At 70.8% G+C, this 21,916-nt stretch carries 20 protein-coding genes and 1 other RNA gene; 15 read left to right on the top strand and 6 right to left on the bottom strand.

Translation table 11 applies throughout. The annotated features are described in order from the left end of the window. Positions 1–197: 197 nt before the first annotated feature. Genes I2W78_RS28435 through I2W78_RS28445 form a run of 3 tightly spaced genes read left to right on the top strand, consistent with a single transcriptional unit; the run spans position 198 to position 3,118 of the window. Positions 198–1,055, top strand: coding sequence for a MaoC/PaaZ C-terminal domain-containing protein (locus I2W78_RS28435; protein ID WP_196463099.1), 858 nt, complete (start codon positions 198–200; stop codon positions 1,053–1,055). 26 nt (positions 1,056–1,081) lie between these two features. Next, positions 1,082–2,158 carry a Zn-dependent alcohol dehydrogenase gene (locus I2W78_RS28440; RefSeq protein WP_196463100.1) on the top strand — a complete coding sequence of 359 codons (1,077 nt, stop codon included), beginning with the start codon at positions 1,082–1,084 and terminating at the stop codon, positions 2,156–2,158. Positions 2,159–2,185: 27 nt separating this feature from the next. Further along, on the top strand, positions 2,186–3,118 hold the full coding sequence (locus I2W78_RS28445) for a 3-oxoacyl-ACP reductase (protein ID WP_196463101.1): 933 nt from the start codon (positions 2,186–2,188) through the stop codon (positions 3,116–3,118). 84 nt (positions 3,119–3,202) lie between these two features. Here the strand turns inward: I2W78_RS28445 and I2W78_RS28450 are convergent, their stop codons facing one another. Next, a complete protein-coding gene (locus I2W78_RS28450) occupies positions 3,203–3,361 on the bottom strand; it encodes a hypothetical protein (RefSeq protein WP_196463102.1) in 159 nt (52 codons plus the stop codon). Positions 3,362–3,467: 106 nt separating this feature from the next. Further along, positions 3,468–4,697: a hypothetical protein gene (locus I2W78_RS28455; protein WP_196463103.1), complete on the bottom strand. Its 1,230-nt coding sequence runs from the start codon at positions 4,695–4,697 to the stop codon at positions 3,468–3,470. A 187-nt stretch (positions 4,698–4,884) separates the two neighbouring features. On the opposite strand from I2W78_RS28455, the gene I2W78_RS28460 reads away from it, so the two are divergent. Genes I2W78_RS28460 through I2W78_RS28470 form a run of 3 tightly spaced genes read left to right on the top strand, consistent with a single transcriptional unit; the run spans position 4,885 to position 8,020 of the window. Next, on the top strand, positions 4,885–5,739 hold the full coding sequence (locus I2W78_RS28460) for a Nif3-like dinuclear metal center hexameric protein (RefSeq protein WP_196463104.1): 855 nt from the start codon (positions 4,885–4,887) through the stop codon (positions 5,737–5,739). Then, on the top strand, positions 5,736–6,479 hold the full coding sequence (locus tag I2W78_RS28465) for a zinc ribbon domain-containing protein (RefSeq protein WP_196464758.1): 744 nt from the start codon (positions 5,736–5,738) through the stop codon (positions 6,477–6,479). Before I2W78_RS28460 ends, I2W78_RS28465 begins: the two co-directional genes overlap by 4 nt. Before the next feature lie 11 nt (positions 6,480–6,490). Beyond that, the gene (locus I2W78_RS28470) at positions 6,491–8,020 is read left to right on the top strand and encodes a bifunctional RNase H/acid phosphatase (protein WP_196463105.1); all 1,530 of its coding nucleotides are present in this window, start codon (positions 6,491–6,493) and stop codon (positions 8,018–8,020) included. Here the strand turns inward: I2W78_RS28470 and eda are convergent. Both eda and yaaA read right to left on the bottom strand, forming a co-directional pair. After that, entirely contained in the window at positions 7,995–8,630 is a 636-nt protein-coding gene (gene eda / locus I2W78_RS28475; RefSeq protein ID WP_196463106.1) for a bifunctional 4-hydroxy-2-oxoglutarate aldolase/2-dehydro-3-deoxy-phosphogluconate aldolase, read from the bottom strand. The two genes, I2W78_RS28470 and eda, sit on opposite strands and share 26 nt — an antisense overlap. A 76-nt stretch (positions 8,631–8,706) precedes the next feature. Then, complete coding sequence (gene yaaA, locus I2W78_RS28480) at positions 8,707–9,489, bottom strand: peroxide stress protein YaaA (protein WP_196463107.1); 783 nt, start codon at positions 9,487–9,489, stop codon at positions 8,707–8,709. A gap of 76 nt (positions 9,490–9,565) precedes the next feature. Here yaaA and I2W78_RS28485 point away from each other — a divergent pair, with 76 nt between their 5' ends. Then, positions 9,566–11,002 carry an RNB domain-containing ribonuclease gene (locus tag I2W78_RS28485; protein ID WP_196463108.1) on the top strand — a complete coding sequence of 479 codons (1,437 nt, stop codon included), beginning with the start codon at positions 9,566–9,568 and terminating at the stop codon, positions 11,000–11,002. On the opposite strand, the gene I2W78_RS28490 is transcribed toward I2W78_RS28485, so the two are convergent. Together I2W78_RS28490 and I2W78_RS28495 are read right to left on the bottom strand one after the other, a co-directional pair. After that, the gene (locus tag I2W78_RS28490) at positions 10,953–11,558 is read right to left on the bottom strand and encodes a hypothetical protein (RefSeq protein WP_196463109.1); all 606 of its coding nucleotides are present in this window, start codon (positions 11,556–11,558) and stop codon (positions 10,953–10,955) included. The genes I2W78_RS28485 and I2W78_RS28490 overlap by 50 nt on opposite strands. After that, positions 11,558–12,304, bottom strand: a complete 747-nt coding sequence (locus tag I2W78_RS28495; protein WP_196463110.1) for a MerR family transcriptional regulator — start codon at positions 12,302–12,304, stop codon at positions 11,558–11,560. The genes I2W78_RS28490 and I2W78_RS28495 overlap by 1 nt, the downstream gene beginning before the upstream one ends. A 159-nt stretch (positions 12,305–12,463) precedes the next feature. On the opposite strand from I2W78_RS28495, the gene I2W78_RS28500 reads away from it, so the two are divergent. The 8 genes from I2W78_RS28500 (at position 12,464) to I2W78_RS28535 (ending at position 21,744) form a co-directional block, all read left to right on the top strand. Next, entirely contained in the window at positions 12,464–13,042 is a 579-nt protein-coding gene (locus tag I2W78_RS28500; protein ID WP_196463111.1) for a Uma2 family endonuclease, read from the top strand. A gap of 33 nt (positions 13,043–13,075) precedes the next feature. Next, positions 13,076–13,478, top strand: an RNA gene (rnpB, locus tag I2W78_RS28505) — RNase P RNA component class A. Positions 13,479–13,794: 316 nt separating this feature from the next. Beyond that, positions 13,795–15,039, top strand: a complete 1,245-nt coding sequence (locus tag I2W78_RS28510) for an IS110 family transposase (RefSeq protein WP_196460104.1) — start codon at positions 13,795–13,797, stop codon at positions 15,037–15,039. A 441-nt stretch (positions 15,040–15,480) separates the two neighbouring features. Further along, positions 15,481–16,725 (top strand): IS110 family transposase, encoded by a 1,245-nt coding sequence (locus I2W78_RS28515; RefSeq protein WP_196460104.1) that lies wholly within the window; start codon positions 15,481–15,483, stop codon positions 16,723–16,725. 485 nt (positions 16,726–17,210) lie between these two features. Then, positions 17,211–18,455 (top strand): IS110 family transposase, encoded by a 1,245-nt coding sequence (locus I2W78_RS28520; protein ID WP_196463112.1) that lies wholly within the window; start codon positions 17,211–17,213, stop codon positions 18,453–18,455. Between the two features lie 340 nt (positions 18,456–18,795). Then, positions 18,796–19,320: a CGNR zinc finger domain-containing protein gene (locus I2W78_RS28525; protein ID WP_307783824.1), complete on the top strand. Its 525-nt coding sequence runs from the start codon at positions 18,796–18,798 to the stop codon at positions 19,318–19,320. 68 nt (positions 19,321–19,388) lie between these two features. After that, positions 19,389–20,339, top strand: a complete 951-nt coding sequence (locus I2W78_RS28530) for an ATP-binding SpoIIE family protein phosphatase (protein WP_196464848.1) — start codon at positions 19,389–19,391, stop codon at positions 20,337–20,339. 529 nt (positions 20,340–20,868) lie between these two features. Continuing rightward, positions 20,869–21,744: a dioxygenase family protein gene (locus I2W78_RS28535; RefSeq protein WP_196463113.1), complete on the top strand. Its 876-nt coding sequence runs from the start codon at positions 20,869–20,871 to the stop codon at positions 21,742–21,744. Positions 21,745–21,916 lie beyond the last annotated feature (172 nt).

A 21,916-nucleotide genomic window follows, 5' to 3' on the forward strand; every position in this document is an offset into this window, starting at 1 on the left:
GCCAGGAGGTGAGTCACGCTCACCTGACAGGCCGTCAGTAGTCTTCCCAAGTCGGAGGAGCTCGGCTATACAGAGGTTCGCCGTACTGGAACGCGTTCTAGAACGGGCGGGTTCACGGCCTCGTGACGACCTCGGTGCGGCCGACGGTGCGGACGGTCGCACCGAGGTTCTCAGTTCCGCGAGCACTCAGGAGCCCCATGCCGATCGACGCAGCCAAGGCACTCGCCGCCGAACCCCGGACCGGCGAGATCACCTGGACCCCCAAGGACGTCCTGCTCTACCACCTCGGCATCGGCGCCGGCCTCCCGGCCACCGACCCCGACGAACTGCGCTACACCCTGGAGTCCCGCCTGCACGTCCTGCCCAGCTTCGCCACCGTCGCCGGCGCGGGCTCGCCCGGCGTGATCAGCGGGCTGTCCATGCCGGGCGTGGAAGTCGACCTCGCCCGCGTCCTGCACGGCGGCCAGGCACTTCGGCTGCACCGGTCGATCCCGGCGGCGGGCACCGCGACCGCCACCTCCCGCATCGCCGCCGTCTACGACAAGGGCAAGGCCGCCGTCCTGGTGCTGCGCACCGAGGTCGCCGACGCCGACGGCCCGTTGTGGACCAACGACGCGCAGATCTTCGTACGGGGAGAAGGCGGGTGGGGTGGCGAGCGTGGGCCGTCCGCGCGTCTGGAAGAACCAGGTGGACAGCCCGACCGGACCGTGGAGCGGGCCGTCCGCGAGGACCAGGCCCTGCTCTACCGCCTCTCCGGGGACTGGAACCCGCTGCACGCCGATCCGGAGTTCGCCAAGGTCGCCGGGTTCGAGCGGCCCATCCTGCACGGGCTGTGCACCTACGGCATGACGCTGAAGGCCGTCGTGGACACGCTGCTCGGCGGGGATGTGACCCGGGTGCGCGCGTACGCCACCCGGTTCGCGGGCGTGGTGTATCCGGGCGAGACCCTGCGCATCCGCATGTGGCGGCAGGAGACGGCCGTGCGGGTCTCCGTGAGCGCGGTCGACCGGGACGACGCGCCGGTCCTGGCCGACACGATCGTTCAGCACACATAACGACCGACTCTTGAGGGAGCCGCACCATGCGCGCAGCCGTACTGCACGAGATCGGCCAGGAGAAGCTGGAGATCCTCGACGACGTCGAGGCGACGGGTTTTGGCCCCGGCAAGGTGAGGATCCGGGTGCGCGCCACGGGGCTGTGCCATTCGGATCTGTCGGCGATGAGCGGGGTACTGCCGCAGCCGGCACCGTTCGTGCCGGGCCACGAGGGGGCGGGCGAGATCGTCGAGGTCGGCGAAGGCGTCACCGGCCTGAACGCGGGTGACCGGGTCGTCGTCTGCTGGCTGCCCGCCTGCGGTGCCTGCCCCTCCTGCAAGCGCGGCCAGACCCAGCTGTGCCTGGCCGGTTTCATGAACGCGGGCACCCCCAACTACCGGCGCCCCGCCGGAGACCTCTTCGGCTTCGCGGGCACCGGCACCTTCGCCGAGGAGGTCGTCGTCGACGCCGGCTGCGCGGTGCCCGTCCCGGACGACGTGCCCTTCGACATCGCCGCCCTCATCGGCTGCGGGGTCACCACCGGGCTCGGCGCCGCGCTCAACACGGCCGACGTGGAGGCCGGTGCGTCGGTCGCCGTCATCGGCTGCGGAGGCGTCGGTATCTCCGCGATCCAGGGCGCGCGGCTGAAGGGCGCCGCCGAGATCGTCGCCGTCGACCCGGTCGCCGGACGCCGGGAGGCCGCGCTGAAGTTCGGCGCCACCAGGGCCGTGTCGCCCGACGAACTGGCCGACGCCAAGCAGCGGACAACCGGCGGCGAGGGTTTCGACTACGTCTTCGAGGTCGTCGGCAGGTCCGCCACCGCCCGCACGGCCTACGAGAACACCCGGCGCGGCGGCACCCTGGTCGTCGTCGGCGCGGGCGCCATGGACGACTTCCTCCAGCTCAACATGTTCGAGCTGTTCTTCGACGAGAAGCGGATCCTGCCGTCCATGTACGGCGGTGGCGACGTGCTGCGTTCGTACGAGCGCACGATAGCGCTGTGGCGCGCGGGCCGAATCGACCTCGCCGGCCTGATCACCCACCGCGTGCCGCTCGCCGAGATCAACGAGGCCCTCGACCAGATGCGCACCGGCACCGCGCTGCGCACCTGCATCGAGATCTGAGCGCGCGCTTCGAGCCGAAGGGGTCGTATGTCACTGCCACTTGAGGGGCTGTCCGCGATCGTCACCGGCGCCGGGCGCGGTCTCGGCCGGGCCGAGGCGCTTGAGCTGGCCCGGCTCGGCGCGGCCGTCGTCGTCAATGACTACGGGCAGCCCGGCCGGGACGGCACGGGTCGGGCCTCGGCCGGTCCCGCCGAGGAGACGGTCGCCGAGATCCGCGCGGCGGGCGGCACGGCCGTCGCCCACACCGGCGACGTGGCCGACTTCCAACAGGCCGGAGCACTGGTCGAGTTGGCCGTCAGGGAGTTCGGCAAGCTGGACATCCTGGTCAACAACGCGGGCATCCTGCGCGACCGCATGGTCTTCTCCATGGCGGAGGACGAGTGGGACTCGGTGATACGGGTCCACCTCAAGGGCCACTTCAACACCACCCGGTTCGCGGCCGCGCACTGGCGGGAGCGGAGCAAGGCGACGGGGCGGCCGGTGTACGGGCGGATCGTGAACACCTCCTCGGAGGCGTTCCTCGCGGGCTCCGCCGGACAGCCCAACTACGCGGCGGCGAAAGGCGGCATCGTCGGGCTGACCACGTCCACCGCCCACGCCCTCGCGAAGTACGGCGTCACCGCCAACGCCATCTGCCCGCGCGCCCGGACCCGGATGACCGAGGACGTCTTCACCGACGTACCCGCCACCGGCCTCGACCCCCTCGCTCCCGAGCATGTCGCCCCGCTCGTCGGCTATGTGACCGCACCGGCCGCCGGGCGGATCAACGGGCAGCTGTTCGTCGTGCACGGCGGCATGGTGGCGGTCGTCGAACGGCCGCGGGTGGGCGCGAAGTTCGACAGCAAGCAGGACACGTTCACCTACGACGAGTTGGACGCGCTGCTCACCGCGCACTTCGCCGAGCGGGGGCAGGGGGAGACGTTCGCGGCGGTGGAGGTGCTGGGGCTGCGGCGCGAGTAGCGGCGCCCCGCTCAAGGGAGGAACGGCGAGGCCCCGCTCACCGGTAGGGGAACGGGGCCTCGCTTCCAACCGACTGACGTACCGTCAGGCCGCCGACTCGGTCTGCTGCTCCAGCACCGGTTTGCGGTGCCGGCCGCGAGGAGCCGTCTCGGTTTCCTGCGTCGAGACCGGACCCCGGTGCCGGCCGTGGCCGGTGGTGTCCTGGAAGTCGGGCAGCGGCTGGGACGTGCTGGCGTCGCTCATCGGAAGAATTCACCCCGTCAACATGATCTTTTGCTCACAGCCGGGCGAGTTTAACCAGGACACCTCGGGCCGAATCCAGGCGCACACGCCAACCGGCACTACTTCGTTACCTACTTGCCATACGACCGCCCAACGGCGCCTGCTGCAACGGCACCGGACGCGGCGCGGCGGGTTCCGGAGGACCCGGTTCCGACGGCTCCGCGGCTGCCCGAGCCGACGAAGCCGCGCCGTCCGGAACCGGATCCCCCGGGCTCATGGCCCCCGTGTCCCCCGTCTGCGCGCCCCCGGTGCTCGCCTGCGGCACCTCCCGGGGCACGGCCCACTCGGCCACCCCGCACGGCACCCCCTCCGTGGCGTACGGCAGCCGCAGCGCGCCGTCCCTCGTCCAGAGCCCGGCGCCCGCCAACCACCCCTGCGGCGCGGGAAGATGACGTACCTGACGCTCCGTCGGCCGCCACACGCCCACCCAGCTGCCGGCCGGACCGTCGATGCGCAGCGCCACCCCGCAGCTCTCCGGTGTCAGCACCTGCCCCGGCTGGATCGCGAACGGCAGCACCGCGCAGTCCGCGCCCGCCCGCAGACACTCCGGGAACCGCACCGGCAGCGTGCTGCCCAGCACCCCCCAGCCCAGCCGGCCCTCGTCGCCGGGGCAGGGCGCGTCGGAGCGGATGAGGAGCAGTCCGCTGTCGGGGTCGGCGAGCAGCAGCCGGTCGTCGCTGTCGTCGGCGATCTGCAGCAGCGGCGACACCTCGCCGCCGCGCCCGAGGTCCACCACGACCGTCTTGGTCCGGCCGCCCGACTCCCGGTCCAGGGCCAGCATCCGCCCCGTCCGGTCCAGCCACACCCCGCCCGAGCAGTGCCCGGGGATCCGGGCGACGTGCTCCGGCCCGAACGCGCCGCCCGCGACCAGCCACACGGTGCTGGAGTCCCGGCCGACGGCCAGGGCGTACGCGCTGTCGCCGCCCGGCGCGGGCGGCAGTAGCCGCAGCCGGGTGCCGGGGTCGTGGCACTCGACCGCGCCGAGCGGCAGTTCGCCGGTGCCGGGGCCGGTCGGGTAGAGCAGCGAGAAGGCGTGCCGGCCGGCGGCGAGGCGGCGGATGAGCACCCGGCCGTCGCTCATCGGCTGCACCTCGGTGCCGGGTTCCTCGGGCTGGTTGCCGGGCAGCGGCACGGCGTAGGGCTCGGGGCCGTCCAGTGTCCAGCGCTCCGGGAACCAGGAGTCGCCGCTGCGGGCGAGGCGTGCGGCGTACGCGCCGTCCACCGTGATCACGCAGCCCGGCGGCGGGGAGGGCGCGTCCTCGTTCCCCGCCGTGGGCTCGACAACACAGGCAGTCATCGCTCGGTCACCTCCAGCGACGAAACTAGTTTTCGTACGCACGGGCGGGGAACCGGCCGACCGCCGCTTCACACGTAAGGGTGGCGGTCCAGCGGTTCAGCTGAGGAGACGGGGGCCGGTGTGCTGGGCGTGGCGGGGGCGGCGAGACAGGTTCAACGGCGCAGAACAGCCAGGTAGCCTTTGTCCCGTGCCCCGTCTGTCTGAAGTCATCGCCGCGCTGGAGAACCTGTGGCCCGCCGAGCGGGCCGAGTCCTGGGACGCGGTCGGCACGGTCGTGGGCGACCCCGGCCAGGACGTCACCCGGGTCCTGTTCGCGGTCGACCCGGTGCAGGAGATCGTCGACGAGGCCGTGAAACTGGGCGCCGACCTGCTGGTCACCCACCACCCGCTCTACCTGCGCGGTACGACGACGGTGGCGGCGACCCACTTCAAGGGCCGCGTCGTGCACACCCTCATCAAGAACGACATCGCGCTGCACGTCGCCCACACCAACGCCGACACCGCCGACCCGGGAGTCAGCGACGCGCTGGCCGGGGCGCTGGACCTGCGGGTCGTACGGCCCCTGGTGCCCGACGCGACCGACCCGGACGGGCGTCGCGGCCTCGGCCGGGTGTGCGAGCTGGATCACCCGCTGACCGTCCGTGAGTTCGCCGCGCTCGCCGCCGAACGCCTGCCCGCCACCGCGCAGGGCCTGCGCGTGGCCGGCGACCCCGAGGCCCTGGTCCGTACGGTCGCCGTGAGCGGCGGCTCCGGCGACAGCCTCTTCGACGCCGTACGGGCGGCCGGGGTCGACGCCTTCCTCACCGCGGACCTGCGCCACCACCCGGCGAGCGAGGCCCGCGCCCACAGTCCCCTCGCGCTGCTCGACGCGGCGCACTGGGCCACCGAGTGGCCCTGGTGCGAGCTGGCCGCCGCCCAGCTCGACGAGATCTCCGACCGCCACGGCTGGGACCTGCGCGTCCATGTCTCGAAGACGGTCACCGACCCCTGGACCGCCCACGCGGCGTCCAACCCGACGACAACTCCTGGAGCCCCCAACTGAACGCCGCGCCCGCCGACCAGATCCGACTCCTCGACGTCCAGGACTTCGACGTCCGCCTCCAGCAGCTCGCGCACCGGCGGAAGTCGCTGGCCGAGCACGCCGAGATCGAGTCGCTGACCAAGGACCTCACCCAGCTGCGCGACCTGCTGGTGGCCGCGCAGACCGAGGAGAGCGACTGCGCCCGCGAGCAGACCAAGGCCGAGCAGGACGTCGACCAGGTGCGCCAGCGTGCCGTCCGTGACCAGCAGCGTCTCGACTCCGGCGCGGTGACCTCGCCGAAGGACCTGGAGAACCTCCAGCGCGAGATCGCCTCCCTCGCCAAGCGGCAGGGCGACCTGGAGGACGTCGTACTGGAGGTCATGGAGCGCCGGGAGTCCGCGCAGGAGCGGGTCGCCGAGCTGACCGAGCGGGTCGGCTCCGTCCAGGCGAAGATCGACGACGCGACCGCGCGCCGGGACGCCGCGTTCGAGGAGATCGACGGTGAGGCGGCGTCGGTGACGAAGGAGCGCGAGGTCGTGGCCGGGTCCGTCCCCGCCGACCTGCTCAAGCTCTACGACAAGCTGCGCGGGCAGCAGGGCGGCATCGGCGCGGCCAAGCTCTACCAGCGGACCTGCCAGGGCTGCCGCCAGGAGCTGGCCATCACCGAGCTGAGCGAGATCCGCGCGGCGGCGCCGGAGACGGTGGTGCGGTGCGAGAACTGCCGGCGCATCCTGGTGCGTACCTCCGAGTCGGGCCTGTAGGGGCCGCTGCGGTGCGGGAGTTCATCGTCGAGGCCGACGGCGGATCCCGGGGCAACCCGGGGCCCGCGGGCTACGGCGCCGTGGTCATCGACGCGGCGACCGGGGAGACACTGGCGCGGACGGCCGAGTATCTGGGCGTCGCCACGAACAACGTCGCCGAGTACCGGGGACTCCTGGCCGGCCTGCGCGCGGCCCACGCCCTGGACCCCGCCGCGTCCGTGCGCGTCCGGATGGACTCCAAGCTGGTCGTGGAACAGATGTCCGGCCGCTGGAAGATCAAGCACCCCGACATGAAGCCGCTGGCCATGGAGGCGGGGCGGGTGTTCCCGGTGGGCCGGGTGACGTACGAGTGGATCCCGCGCGAGGAGAACAAGCGGGCGGACCGCCTGGCCAACGAGGCGATGGACGCGGGCGCGCGGGGCGAGACCTGGACACCGTCCCCGACGTCCGCGACACCGGCGCTTCCCGAGCCGCAGGGGCCACCCGGGGACGCGACGGCAGGCGCGGCAAAGGCCCGCGCGGCACTGGCGGGGCGGGCTTCGGGGGGTGCGGCGTCCGGGGCGGGGCCGACTTCGGCGGGTGTGTCTTCCGGGGCGGGGCCGACTTCGGCGGGTGTGTCTTCCGGGACGGGGCCGACTTCGGCGGGTGTGTCTTCCGGGGTTGTGGGACGGTCTTCGGCGGGTGCGGCTTCTGGGGCGGCCGGGCGGTCTTCGGTGGGTGTGGCTTCTGGGGCGGGGCCGACTTCGGCGGGTGTGTCTTCCGGCGGGGCCGGGCGGTCCTCGGCGGGGGCGTCTTCCAGCCCGCAGTCTTCGAGTTCTGCTGCTCCTGAGGCCGTTGGTTCCGCCTCCGCGGGCGTTGATGAGAACGCCGCCCGCAACGTCGCCACCCCCCGGGTCGGCTGGGGCGCCCCGGACATGGGTGCGCCCGCCACCTTCGTGTTGCTGCGGCACGGCGAGACGCCGCTGACGCCGGAGAAGCGTTTCTCGGGAAGCGGCGGCAGCGACCCCGCCCTCTCCGACGTCGGCCGGGAGCAGGCCGAGCGGGTGGCCGTGGCGCTGGCGAGGCGCGGGACGATCCAGGCCGTCGTCGCCTCGCCGCTCGCGCGGACCCGCGAGACCGCCGGTATCGTCGCCGCGCGCCTCGGGTTGGAGGTCGGCATCGACGACGGGCTGCGCGAGACCGACTTCGGCGCCTGGGAGGGCCTCACCTTCGCCGAGGTCCACGAACGCCACCCCGACGACCTCAGCGCCTGGCTGGCCTCGCCGGACGCCGAACCCACCGGCGGCGGCGAGAGCTTCGCGGCGACCGCCACCCGGATCGCCGCCACCCGCGACAAGCTCGTCGCGGCGTACTCCGGCCGCACGGTCCTGCTCGTCACGCACGTCACCCCGATCAAGACCCTGGTACGCCTCGCCCTCGGCGCCCCGCCCGAGTCCCTGTTCCGCATGGAACTCTCGGCGGCCTCCCTGTCGGTCGTGGCCTACTACGCCGACGGCAACGCCAGCGTCCGCCTCCTCAACGACACCTCTCACCTGCGCTGAGCGAGGCCGCCTCCCGGGCCAGCCCCTCGATCCGCCCCCAGTCGCGCGCCGCCACCGCCTCCGCCGGAACCATCCAACTGCCGCCCACGCACCCGACGTTGGGCAACGCCAGATACTCCGGCGCCGACGCGAGCCCGATCCCACCCGTCGGGCAGAACCGCGCCTGCGGCAACGGCCCGGCGAGCGACTTCAGATACGCCGTACCCCCCGCGGCGGCCGCCGGGAAGAACTTCATCTCCCGCACCCCGCGCTCCAGCAACGCCACCACCTCGGACGTCGTCGACACGCCCGGCAGATACGGCACCCCGGACCCCCGCATCGCCGCCAGCAGGACGTCCGTCCAGCCCGGGCTCACCAGAAAACGCGCCCCCGCCGTCACGGCGTCCTCGACATGCCCGGGCGTGATCACCGTCCCGGCCCCGACCACCGCGTCGGGCACCGCCCCGCTGATCGCCCGGATCGCGTCGAGCGCGGCCGACGTCCGCAGGGTCACCTCGATCGCGGGCAGCCCCCCGGCGACCAGCGCCCGCGCGAGCGGTACGGCGTCGGCGGCGTCCGGGACGACGACCACGGGGACGACAGGGGCGAGATCAAGCACGGAGTCGGTCATGCGCCTCATCGTGCCCGGGCTGTGCAGTATGCGCAAAGGTCATTGCACATACTGCAACGGTGGATCTGTGTGGACCTCAGTGGATCTCGTCCACCAGCACGTCCAGCGACCAGGCCCGCCCCGCTCCCGCGGGCGCCTCGGCCTCCACCACGTACCCGAGCTCCCGCAGCACCTCCACCAGCTCCGCCGGCCCCTTCGGCGCCGCCCCCGCCGCGAGCAGGCCGCGCACGATCCGCCCCTTCGTCGCCTTGTTGAAGTGGCTGACCACCTTCCGGGTCGGCGCGTGCAGCACCCGTACCGTCGCCGTCCGCCCCGCGACCTCGCCCTTCGGCTTCCACGCCGCCGCGTACGCCGACGACCGCAGGTCCAGCACCAGCCCACCCCCGGCCGCCTCGGGCAACGCGGACGCCATCGCCGTACGCCAGTGCGCGCCCAGCGCGCCCAGCCCCGGCAGCTTCACACCCATCGAGCAGCGGTACGACGGGATCCGGTCCGTCACCCGGACCGCACCCCACAACCCCGAGAACACCAGCAGCGACCGCGCGGCACGCCGCTTCGCGGCCGCGTCCAGCGAGGCCAGGTCCAGGGCGTCGTACAGCACGCCCGTGTAGATCTCCCCGGCGGGCCGGGCACCGGCGGTGCGCAGTTCGGTGTTCTTGGCGACCTCGCCGCGCAGTCCCTCGCTCAGCCCCAGCACCTCGCGTGCCTTGTCCTCGTCGCCGGAGCACAGCTCGACCAGTTCGTCGAGGACGGCTTCCCGGGCGCCGTTCAGCTCCGGCAGCGCGAGCGACTGAAGCTTCAGCGGTGCGCCCCGGCCGGAGGACGCCTTGCCCTCCGAGGGCGGCAGCAGGACCAGCACGGATACTCCTTCGGTAGACCTCCGCGACAGGGTACGGCGTGTTGCCGCGCGCCCCGTTCTGCCTAGGCTCATTGACATGCCCCGCCGCCCCATCCGCGTGACCGGCGCCCCCGAAGCCCCGCTCCGGGCCGCCCTCGCCGCGCTGCGAGCCGAGCTCGGTGTGTCCGACGGCTTCCCGCCCGAGGCCCTCGCCGAGGCCGAGCGGGCGGCCGGGTCCCCCGCCCTGCCGTCGTACGACGCCACGGACATCCCCTTCTTCACCATCGACCCGCCCACCGCCACCGACCTCGACCAGGCCCTCCACCTGTCCCGGCAGGGCACCGGCTACCGCGTCAGGTACGCCATCGCGGACGTCGCCGCCTTCGTCGTACCCGGCGGCCCGCTCGACGCGGAGACCCACCGCCGCGTGCTGACCCTCTACTTCCCGGACGGCAAGGTCCCCCTGCACCCGGCGCTGATCGGCGAGGGCGCGGCCAGCCTGCTGCCCGGGCAACCACGTCCGGCCGTCCTGTGGACCATTGACCTCGACACGGACGGCCGTACCCTCGCCGTCGACGTCCGCCGCGCCCTCGTCCGCAGCCGCGCCAAGCTCGACTACGCGGGCGTACAGAAGGAGATCGACGCCGGAACCGCCGAGGAGCCGCTCGCGCTGCTCAGGACGGTCGGCTCGCTGCGGGAGCGGCTGGAGGTCGCGCGCGGCGGCATCTCGCTGAACGTGCCCGAGCAGGAGATCGTCGAGCGGAACCACACCTGCGAACTCCACTACCGCGCCCCGCACCCCGCCGACGGCTGGAACGCCCAGATCTCCCTGCTCACCGGCATGGCCGCCGCCGATCTGATGCTGGCCGCCGGCACCGGCGTCCTGCGCACCCTGCCCGCCGCGCCCGACGGCGCCGTCGGCCGCCTCCGCCGTACCGCGACCGCCCTGCACATCGACTGGCCGCACCACGTGTCGTACGCCGACCTGGTCCGCTCCCTCGACCCGCACGACCCCCGGCACGCGGCGTTCCTCCAGGAGTGCACGACCCTGCTGCGCGGCGCCGGCTACACGGTCTTCCGCGACGGCGCCCTCCCGCCGATCACCACCCACTCCGCCGTGGCCGCCCCCTACACCCACTGCACGGCCCCCCTGCGCCGCCTGGCCGACCGCTACACCTCCGAACTCTGCCTCGCCGCCGCGGCCGGACAGGAACCCCCGGAGTGGGTGCTCGCCGCGCTCGACGCACTGCCCGAGGAGATGGCCGAGGGCGCGCGGCGGGCGGGGACGGTGGAGCGGGAGTGCGTGGACATCGTGGAGGCCGCGCTGCTGAAGGACCGCGTCGGGGAGGTCTTCGAGGGCTGCGTGGTCGATGTCGTCGAACGCCGCCCCACCGTGGGCACCGTCCACCTGGAGTCCCCGGCCGTCATCGGCCGGATCGAGGGCGACCGCGCCCTGCCGCTCGGCGAACGCCTCCGCGTCCGCCTCACCCAGGCAGATCCGGGAGCGGCGAAGGTACGCTTCGCGCCCGCGTGACCTCCCGTACGAGGGCGTCCGCCTGGTCGGCGTACAGGCGCACCACGCTCACCTCCCGCCGCCGGCCGAGGAAGGTGACGTGGGTGACGGGTTCGGCGAGCTCCAGCGTGACCGTCGTCTGCCCGCCGACCGCGACATTGAGTTCGCCGTCGGCCTTGTCGTGGGTGGTGCGCAGCTCCCGCCGCACGGCCGCGATCCGCCCCAACGGTATGCGCACGTCGACATGGGCGGCGTAGCGGATCCGCAGCACCCCCGGCTCCAGCACGTGCGGCCGTACCACGGACGCGGCGTGGATCCCGAGGACGAAGAAGACGCCGCTGTAGACGTCGATGAACAGCACCACATGGTGCACGGTCGGCCACCGGGACAGCAGCACGGACATCACGACCGTCTCGACCACGCACACGAACATGAAGCCGAACATGATCGCGCTCTGCCCGCGCGCATACCCGAAAGCGGCGCCGTGCCGTGTCCCGTGGGTCCGTCGGGCCATCCACAGCCCCAGACTCGCGAACAGCCGCAGCTCGTGCCGGACCAGCCGGTACGCCACCCTCATTACTCGGCCTCCCCGGCGAGCCGCAGCGCCCGGCGGATCGCCTCCGCCTGGGCCGGGGCCATGTCCGCGTACAACGCGCGCAAGAAGCCGTGGCCCTGATCGACAGGCTCAGCCGGGAGCATCTCGCGGGGCATCAGCGCGGCGAGGGCGCGGGCGGCCTCCTCGACGCGCGGGTCGTCCGTCCCGGCGTCGGCGAGCTCGTCCAGCAGGGCGTACGCCTCGTGCGCCCGCGCGACGGCGGCGGGGCCGCGCAGGGCACCGCCGACGGCGGCGAGCAGCCGCTCCCGCTCCTCCGGGCCCGCCGCGGTCTCCAGCAGCGCGAAGATCTCCCGGTCCTTGGCGGCCATGGGGGAGTCCGAGGCGGGCGCCAGCCCCGAGAACAGCTCGGCCAGCTCGGGCGAGACCGGGCCCTCGGCGGGCAGCTCCGCCGCGTCCAGCAGCGCCCGCAACCGCGCCCGGCGTTCCTGGATCGCCGCCTCCTGCCGCGCCAGATCCGCGTCCAGCTCCTCCAGCACCTCGGCCAGCTCCCGCCCCGCGTCGTCCGCGAGCACGTCGCGCACCTCGGCCAGGCCCAGCCCCAACTCCGTCAGCCGCCGAATCCGCGCCAGCACGACGGCGTGCCGCAGGGTGTAGTCCCGGTAGCCGTTGGACAGCCGCTCCGGCTCGGGCAGCAGCCCCAGGTGGTGGTAGTGCCGCACGGTCCGCGTGGTGACGCCGACGGCGGCGGCGAGTTCTCCGATCCGCATGCCTTCAGTAGAGACGTTGACGTTGCGGCGGGGTCAAGCGAGACGTGCGCTGACGGCGCGCATGATCGTGTGCCACGATCGTGGGAACGGTTCCCGATCTCACGGGCGGGTGATCAGCCGATGTCCCAGTCCGGCGAGCGACAGAAGGAGGGGCGTGACATGACTGCCATGGCCCACGAGCCGCTCACGCAGGAACAGGTCCTGCTGGAGGGCTTTCTCGCCCTGGACACCCCGGAGGGTTTCCGGGCCGAGCTGTTCGAGGCGGAGATCGTCGTGACGCCGCCGCCGGACGGGGATCACGAGAAGTACATCAGCCGGATCGTGAGGCAAGTGATCAAGCCATCCAAGACGGACATGGACTTCTCCGGGAACAAGGGGCTGAGGCTGAAGAGTGCGGGGGCCTGGCCGATGGACCACGTGATCCCGGATGTCACGTTCGCACCCGTCGAGGTCGACTTGTTCGGGGGCGCCCACTCCTGGATGCCCTGCGACGGCGTCGCCATGGTGTTGGAGGTGACATCGACCAAGCCTCAGGCCGACCGCGAGGCCAAACGCCGTTGCTACGCCCGTGGAGGCATCCCCCTCTACCTGCTGGCCGACCGGGACGCCTCCCAGGTGACCCTCTTCAGCGAGCCGGAGAAGGGCGACTACCGACAGCACTGCACCCGCCCCTTCGGCAAACCGATCGCTCTCCCGGAACCCTTCGCCTTCGACCTGGAGACCGCGGACTTCCTCTGAACCCTCGCCCGGTACCATGGTCGACACGGCAGACGAGCCGGGCGGACGGCCGCGTGGAGGTTCTTGTGGATCTCCCCGAGGAACGTCCGGGCTCCACAGGGCAGGGTGGTGGCTAACGGCCACCCGGGGTGACCCGCGGGACAGTGCCACAGAAAGCAGACCGCCGGGGATCTCGGTCCTCGGTAAGGGTGAAACGGTGGTGTAAGAGACCACCAGTGCCCAGGGTGACCTGGGCAGCTAGGTAAACCCCACCTGGAGCAAGGTCAAAAGGAGCGCCGTAAAACGCGCTCTGCGCGGACGTTCGAGGGCTGCCCGCCCGAGTCCGCGGGTAGACCGCACGAGGCCGACGGCAACGTCGGTCCTAGATGGATGGCCGTCACTCCGGGCGCCGCGAGGCCCCGGAGCACAGAACCCGGCGTATAGCCCGACTCGTCTGCCGCTCTTTATTTCCGCAGGTCAGCGAACCAGCGCACCTTTGGTGCGCGCCGGGGGCGTGGTAAATCCCGTGGCGTGCGCCGAAGGTGCTTCCGTCTGCCCTGACGTGGGGTGATGCCGGTCCGGGACGCTGGAGGGGTTCGTTCCGGCCGAAGCCGATGTCTCTGTGATGCCGGTGAGCTCGCAGGTCAGCGTGGCACTGAGGGCCGTCCACGGGAACCGTGGAGTGTTGCTGTGAGCACGTGCGTCAGAATTCCTGTTTCGCCCTGGCCCTCCCGGAACGGTGTACCGGTTGCCGGCTGGGAGGGAGCAGAGCTGTGGACGTGCTGCACGAACGCTGCGCTGGTGTGGACATCAGCAAGAAGGACGCCAAGGTGTGCGTTCGGACGCCGACTGCGAAACGGCGGGGGTCGTTCACCACCGAGACCACGACGTGGGGTTCGACGACGAACGCGGTCCTTGCGCTGCGGGATCACCTGCTCGCCGCCGAGGTCACCCTGGTGGTGATCGAGGCAACCAGCGACTACTGGAAGCCGTTCTACTACCTGCTGTCCGAGGACTTGGCCGTGATCCTGGTCAACGCCCGGCAGGTCAAGAACCTGCCCGGCCGCAAGACCGACGTCTCCGATGCGGCCTGGCTGGCCCAGCTCGGCGCCCACGGCCTGGTCAGGCCGTCGTTCGTGCCCGACCAGCCCGTGCGTGAACTGCGGGACCTGACCCGCGCCCGCACCCAGCTCACCCGCGAGCGCGGCCAGATCGTCCAGCGCCTGGAGAAGCTGCTGGAGGACACCGGGATCAAACTTGCCGCGGTTGCCTCCGACATCATGGGCGTCTCCGGCCGGGCCATGCTGGAGGCTCTCGTCTCGGGCGAACGCGAACCACAGACCCTCGCGGAGCTGGCCAAACGCAAGCTCCGCAACAAGATTCCCGAACTCACCGAGGCCCTGACCGGCCGCTTCCGCGACCATCATGCCTTCCTGGTCCGGCTGCACCTGGACCACTACGACCAGCTCACGGATGCGGTCGGGCAGCTGGATGCGCGGATCGAGGAGGCGATGGCCCCCTTTCGAGGCGCCCTCGACCTGCTCGACACCATCCCCGGGATCAACCGCGCGGTCGCCGAGGTGATCGTCGCGGAGACCGGCGGCGACATGGCCCGCTTCGCCTCCGCCCGGCACCTCGCCTCCTGGGCCGGGGTCTGCCCCGGCCACCACGAGTCCGCCGGCCGCACCAAGAACACCAAGGTCCGCCCCGGCAATCCCTACCTGAAGGGAGCACTCGGGCTCGCGGCGTTCGGCGCGGTGAGAACCAAAGACACCTACCTGCAAGCCCGTTACAAGCGGCTCACCGCCCGCCGCGGCCCGCTCAGGGCCCTGGTCGCCGTCGAGCACTCGATCATCACCGCGATCTGGCACATGCTCACCGACCACGTCACCTACCGCGAGCTCGGCGGCGCCTACTTCACCCAGCGCGACCCCGAACGCGCCACCCGCCGCGCGATCAACGCCCTCAACCAGCTCGGCTACACCGTCACCCTCAACCCGCTGGGAACCACAGCCTGACCACCCCACGACCGCCCGGCAGCCCCGGCAGCCCCTGCGGCCACCGGACGCTCAGCCCTGCCCAAACAACCCCTGACCTGGACCTATTTACGCGTCAGAACCCGGCGTATAGCCCGACTCGTCTGCCGCTCTTTATTTCCGCAGGTCAGCGAACCAGCGCACCTTTGGTGCGCGCCGGGGGCGTGGTAAATCCCGTGGCGTGCGCCGAAGGTGCTTCCGTCTGCCCTGACGTGGGGTGATGCCGGTCCGGGACGCTGGAGGGGTTCGTTCCGGCCGAAGCCGATGTCTCTGTGATGCCGGTGAGCTCGCAGGTCAGCGTGGCACTGAGGGCCGTCCACGGGAACCGTGGAGTGTTGCTGTGAGCACGTGCGTCAGAATTCCTGTTTCGCCCTGGCCCTCCCGGAACGGTGTACCGGTTGCCGGCTGGGAGGGAGCAGAGCTGTGGACGTGCTGCACGAACGCTGCGCTGGTGTGGACATCAGCAAGAAGGACGCCAAGGTGTGCGTTCGGACGCCGACTGCGAAACGGCGGGGGTCGTTCACCACCGAGACCACGACGTGGGGTTCGACGACGAACGCGGTCCTTGCGCTGCGGGATCACCTGCTCGCCGCCGAGGTCACCCTGGTGGTGATCGAGGCAACCAGCGACTACTGGAAGCCGTTCTACTACCTGCTGTCCGAGGACTTGGCCGTGATCCTGGTCAACGCCCGGCAGGTCAAGAACCTGCCCGGCCGCAAGACCGACGTCTCCGATGCGGCCTGGCTGGCCCAGCTCGGCGCCCACGGCCTGGTCAGGCCGTCGTTCGTGCCCGACCAGCCCGTGCGTGAACTGCGGGACCTGACCCGCGCCCGCACCCAGCTCACCCGCGAGCGCGGCCAGATCGTCCAGCGCCTGGAGAAGCTGCTGGAGGACACCGGGATCAAACTTGCCGCGGTTGCCTCCGACATCATGGGCGTCTCCGGCCGGGCCATGCTGGAGGCTCTCGTCTCGGGCGAACGCGAACCACAGACCCTCGCGGAGCTGGCCAAACGCAAGCTCCGCAACAAGATTCCCGAACTCACCGAGGCCCTGACCGGCCGCTTCCGCGACCATCATGCCTTCCTGGTCCGGCTGCACCTGGACCACTACGACCAGCTCACGGATGCGGTCGGGCAGCTGGATGCGCGGATCGAGGAGGCGATGGCCCCCTTTCGAGGCGCCCTCGACCTGCTCGACACCATCCCCGGGATCAACCGCGCGGTCGCCGAGGTGATCGTCGCGGAGACCGGCGGCGACATGGCCCGCTTCGCCTCCGCCCGGCACCTCGCCTCCTGGGCCGGGGTCTGCCCCGGCCACCACGAGTCCGCCGGCCGCACCAAGAACACCAAGGTCCGCCCCGGCAATCCCTACCTGAAGGGAGCACTCGGGCTCGCGGCGTTCGGCGCGGTGAGAACCAAAGACACCTACCTGCAAGCCCGTTACAAGCGGCTCACCGCCCGCCGCGGCCCGCTCAGGGCCCTGGTCGCCGTCGAGCACTCGATCATCACCGCGATCTGGCACATGCTCACCGACCACGTCACCTACCGCGAGCTCGGCGGCGCCTACTTCACCCAGCGCGACCCCGAACGCGCCACCCGCCGCGCGATCAACGCCCTCAACCAGCTCGGCTACACCGTCACCCTCAACCCGCTGGGAACCACAGCCTGACCACCCCACGACCGCCCGGCAGCCCCGGCAGCCCCTGCGGCCACCGGACGCTCAGCCCTGCCCAAACAACCCCTGACCTGGACCTATTTACGCGTCAGATGGATGGCCGTCACTCCGGGCGCCGCGAGGCCCCGGAGCACAGAACCCGGCGTATAGCCCGACTCGTCTGCCGCTCTTTATTTCCGCAGGTCAGCGAACCAGCGCACCTTTGGTGCGCGCCGGGGGCGTGGTAAATCCCGTGGCGTGCGCCGAAGGTGCTTCCGTCTGCCCTGACGTGGGGTGATGCCGGTCCGGGACGCTGGAGGGGTTCGTTCCGGCCGAAGCCGATGTCTCTGTGATGCCGGTGAGCTCGCAGGTCAGCGTGGCACTGAGGGCCGTCCACGGGAACCGTGGAGTGTTGCTGTGAGCACGTGCGTCAGAATTCCTGTTTCGCCCTGGCCCTCCCGGAACGGTGTACCGGTTGCCGGCTGGGAGGGAGCAGAGCTGTGGACGTGCTGCACGAACGCTGCGCTGGTGTGGACATCAGCAAGAAGGACGCCAAGGTGTGCGTTCGCACGCCGACTGCGAAACGGCGGGGGTCGTTCACCACCGAGACCACGACGTGGGGTTCGACGACGAACGCGGTCCTTGCGCTGCGGGATCACCTGCTCGCCGCCGAGGTCACCCTGGTGGTGATCGAGGCAACCAGCGACTACTGGAAACCGTTCTACTACCTGCTGTCCGAGGACTTGGCCGTGATCCTGGTCAACGCCCGGCAGGTCAAGAACCTGCCCGGCCGCAAGACCGACGTCTCCGATGCGGCCTGGCTGGCCCAGCTCGGCGCCCACGGCCTGGTCAGGCCGTCGTTCGTGCCCGACCAGCCCGTGCGTGAACTGCGGGACCTGACCCGCGCCCGCACCCAGCTCACCCGCGAGCGCGGCCAGATCGTCCAGCGCCTGGAGAAGCTGCTGGAGGACACCGGGATCAAACTTGCCGCGGTTGCCTCCGACATCATGGGCGTCTCCGGCCGGGCCATGCTGGAGGCTCTCGTCTCGGGCGAACGCGAACCACAGACCCTCGCGGAGCTGGCCAAACGCAAGCTCCGCAACAAGATTCCCGAACTCACCGAGGCCCTGACCGGCCGCTCCCGCGACCATCATGCCTTCCTGGTCCGGCTGCACCTGGACCACTACGACCAGCTCACGGATGCGGTCGGGCAGCTGGATGCGCGGATCGAGGAGGCGATGGCCCCCTTTCGAGGCGCCCTCGACCTGCTCGACACCATCCCCGGGATCAACCGCGCGGTCGCCGAGGTGATCATCGCGGAGACCGGCGGCGACATGGCCCGCTTCGCCTCCGCCCGGCACCTCGCCTCCTGGGCCGGGGTCTGCCCCGGCCACCACAAGTCCGCCGGCCGCACCAAGAACACCAAGGTCCGCCCCGGCAATCCCTACCTGAAGGGAGCACTCGGGCTCGCGGCGTTCGGCGCGGTGAGAACCAAAGACACCTACCTGCAAGCCCGTTACAAGCGGCTCACCGCCCGCCGCGGCCCGCTCAGGGCCCTGGTCGCCGTCGAGCACTCGATCATCACCGCGATCTGGCACATGCTCACCGACCACGTCACCTACCGCGAGCTCGGCGGCGCCTACTTCACCCAGCGCGACCCCGAACGCGCCACCCGCCGCGCGATCAACGCCCTCAACCAGCTCGGCTACACCGTCACCCTCAACCCGCTGGGAACCACAGCCTGACCACCCCACGACCGCCCGGCAGCCCCGGCAGCCCCGGCAGCCCCTGCGGCCACCGGACGCTCAGCCCTGCCCAAACAACCCCTGACCTGGACCTATTTACGCGTCAGAGCCACGCGGGTGTGAAGGTGGTTGGAAGTCGGCGTGCAGCGGCACGGGAAGCCACCGGACGAGCTCGAAAGTATCGTCCGAGGTGTCCCCATCCGGAGCGGCGTGATGGGGCTGATCGTGTTCGACCAGACGCCGTTCGTTGCCTTCCAGGGCGGCGCCGGCGCACAGTGACCGTGACGCAACACGTGCCGACGCGACTGGCTCTGCGGAGACACCATGTTGTAATGGTCAAGTGCAGTTCGAGCATGACAACATGGTCGGGGTTCACTTGGCCTTGGCGCTGGTGAACCTCGATTCGAGCGGTTCATGGCTGCCCGAGACGCTGGAACAGACGCTGCGGGCGCATCAGATTCGTCGTCCGCATGTCACTGGCTCCACATCCGAGCGCATCAGAGCGTGGTCGCGGCTGATGAGGCCGGTCTTCGACGCATCCTCACAGGCCGAACGCTGCGAGAACATCAACGCTCTGCTCGCGGACGGCGCCGGAAGCGTGTACCTGACCACGCATGACAACCTGCGGCCGCATTTGCATTTTGCTCCGGATACCAAGGACCTCCAAGGCCGCGTGAAAGCCGTGACTGCCGGAGGTCTGGCCATTTTCGCCTTGGAAGCCGAAGGGGAACGACTGGGCGTATGCGCGCTGGGCTCTTGCCGGACCGCTTTTGTCGACACCAGCCGCAACGGCCGCCGTGCCTACTGTTCCTCCCGCTGCGCCAACACCGATGCGGTCCGCCGCCACCGGAGCAAGCAGCGCTAGCGTTCGGTCGGCGCTATGCCTGGACGAGCGCCACGACTACCGGGACAGCGGCTGTTCCCAGGAGTGTTTTGCGTTGCCGTGATCCCGGCCATCAGAGGTGCGTCGCCACGGCCGTCCGCACGCTCGCCGACCTGGAGCTGGAGCCGGCCGAACTGCTCGGCCATCTCAACGAACTCGTCGGCGACCTGGGCTACGACCACTACGCCACCTGCGCGTACGCCGTCTGCGACCCGGTCGCGCGCACCTGCTCCTTCTGCCTGGCAGGTCATCCGCCGCCACTCGTGGTGCATCCCGACGGCACGGTGCACAGTCCAGAACTGGCCGTCAACCCTCCCCTCGGCGCCGCCGAACCGCCCTTCGACGTCCACGAGGTGTACCTGCCCGACGAGAGTCTGCTGGTGTTCTGCACGGACGGTCTCGTCGAGTCCGCCACCCGGGACACGGAGGAAGGCCTCGTCCAGCTGCGCCGGACCCTGGCCGAAGTAGTGGGCCGTACACCGTACTTCGACGTCGGCTCGCCGGGCGACGGGGGCGATCTCGACAGGCTGTGCGACCACATAGTCTCAACCCTGGTACCCGATCGGGAGCAGACCACCGACGACGCCGCACTGCTGATCGCTCGCATCCGCTGCACCCCCGCCGCCTACGTCGTCTCTTACGACCTGCCCCATGACCCCAAAGCGGCCGGACAGGCCCGAGCCCACGTCCGAGACCGGCTCGGCGTCTGGGACCTGGACGAACTGGTCATGGCCACCGAGTTGTTGGTGAGTGAGCTGGTGGGAAACGTGGTCCGGCACGCACAGGGACCCATCCGCCTGCGCCTCCTGCGCAGCCGGTCACTCATCTGCGAGGTGTACGACCACAGCCTCACCACCCCGCGCATCCGGCGTGCTGGGTACACGGACGAGGGCGGCCGAGGCCTCCACCTGGTCGCTGCCCTCTCCCGGCGCTGGGGCACCCGCTTCCTCGGGGACGGCAAGTGCATCTGGACCGAGCAGGACCTGCCGCCGGGATCCTGATCAGGTGTACTTGTGATGAACCGCAGCAGAAAACTGCTGTTCTTCCTCCATGCAACGCGGATATCACGCTGAGCGGGCGTTGACGCGGCAGGGCTGTGCAGAGGCAGTTCTTCGCCCACGGCCACCAGCGTCCTTCTTGGACACGCCCTTATGAACACGATCTTCCGCATCACCGTGCTCGGCTGCGGACTCATGGGTTCTGGCGAGGTCGATCAGTGGGATGGAGAAGGTGTTGCCGGCCAGGACGCGTAGGCATCGGTGGGCTCGGTGTGGAGTCTGTCGACGTCGCGGAAGAGGGTCAAATCTGGGCGCCTCCATCGGCAACCTGCTGTCTGCCGAACGCGTCGGCCTCCTCGCGCGCATGCGGACGGATCCTACGCCGTGATTGTCGCATCCAGTGACCGGCAGTCACGGGACAAGAATTACTGGATTGGCCTTTCCAGTTGATGTAACCTCAACTGGAGTACCTTATCCGCTTGGGGGTTCCGGGCCGTCGCGGCCCGACGCCCACCACCAGCAGGGGACTTTGATGAGCACGTCGGAAAGCACCAGGCTCCAGGTCGTCTTCGACGACCTCCAGTCGACGATCGCGGATCTGATCATCAAGCACGGAGTGACCGAGCAGGAGTTCCAGCAAGCCATCGCATGGGCCCTGGAACTCGCCGAAGCCGGCGAAATGCCCATGACGATCTACCAGTTCTTCATGCATCCGGTACTCGAGGTCAACCTGGGCGCCGCGTATGCGAATCCGGAGAAGGACGGTGCGAGCCCCTGGATCGGCAGGGGACCGGCCTATGCACCCGGGGCGCCGGTCCTGGAACGCCCGTACGCGCTGCCCATGCGCCCCGACGAACCCGGCGAGGCGCTCTTCGTCTCGGGACAGGTGCGCTCCACGAGCGGCGAGCCGATCGCGGGCGCGGAGCTCGACATCTGGATGACCAACGCCAAGGGCGACTACTCGAACTTGACCGCGGAGATGATCCGGCCTCTGGTCATAGACATTGACGAGAGCCTGCCCCCGTTCAACCTGCGCGGAAAGCTGCTCACGGACGACGAGGGTCGCTTCGAGTACCGGACGGTCATGCCCGGCATCGAGGTCATGGGCATCGCCGAGGACGGCCCCCTGGGCAAGCTCATCAAGAAACTGGACCGGGTCGACACCCGCCCGCTGCACATCCACGCGATCGTCACCGCCGCTGGCTTCCACACGCTGACCACGCAGTCCCACTTCGAAGGCGACCCGAGGGTCGGCAACACCCTCGAACCCCGCACGACGCCCGAGTCCAGCGTGCACGCCACACAGCTCCACGACGACCCGGCCGACTTCAAGGCGCGCGGCCTGGACGCGCCCTACCACACCGTGACCCACGACTACGTACTGCGCCCGGTGACCCCAGCAGTCTGAGCGAACCGGACCCAGGAAGCTCGGCGGAGCGCGGGGCGCCAGACCGCGCTCCGCCGCAGCCCAGGGACTGGCGGCGATGTCCCTAGTGGGGCGGACATCCATCGCGCCGGCTCGATTTCGCGACGTCCGGGCGTCGACACCTCCCGTCCACGCCCGGACCGGACGCCATCAA

The organism is Streptomyces spinoverrucosus (assembly GCF_015712165.1).
GTDB lineage: Bacteria > Actinomycetota > Actinomycetes > Streptomycetales > Streptomycetaceae > Streptomyces > Streptomyces spinoverrucosus_A.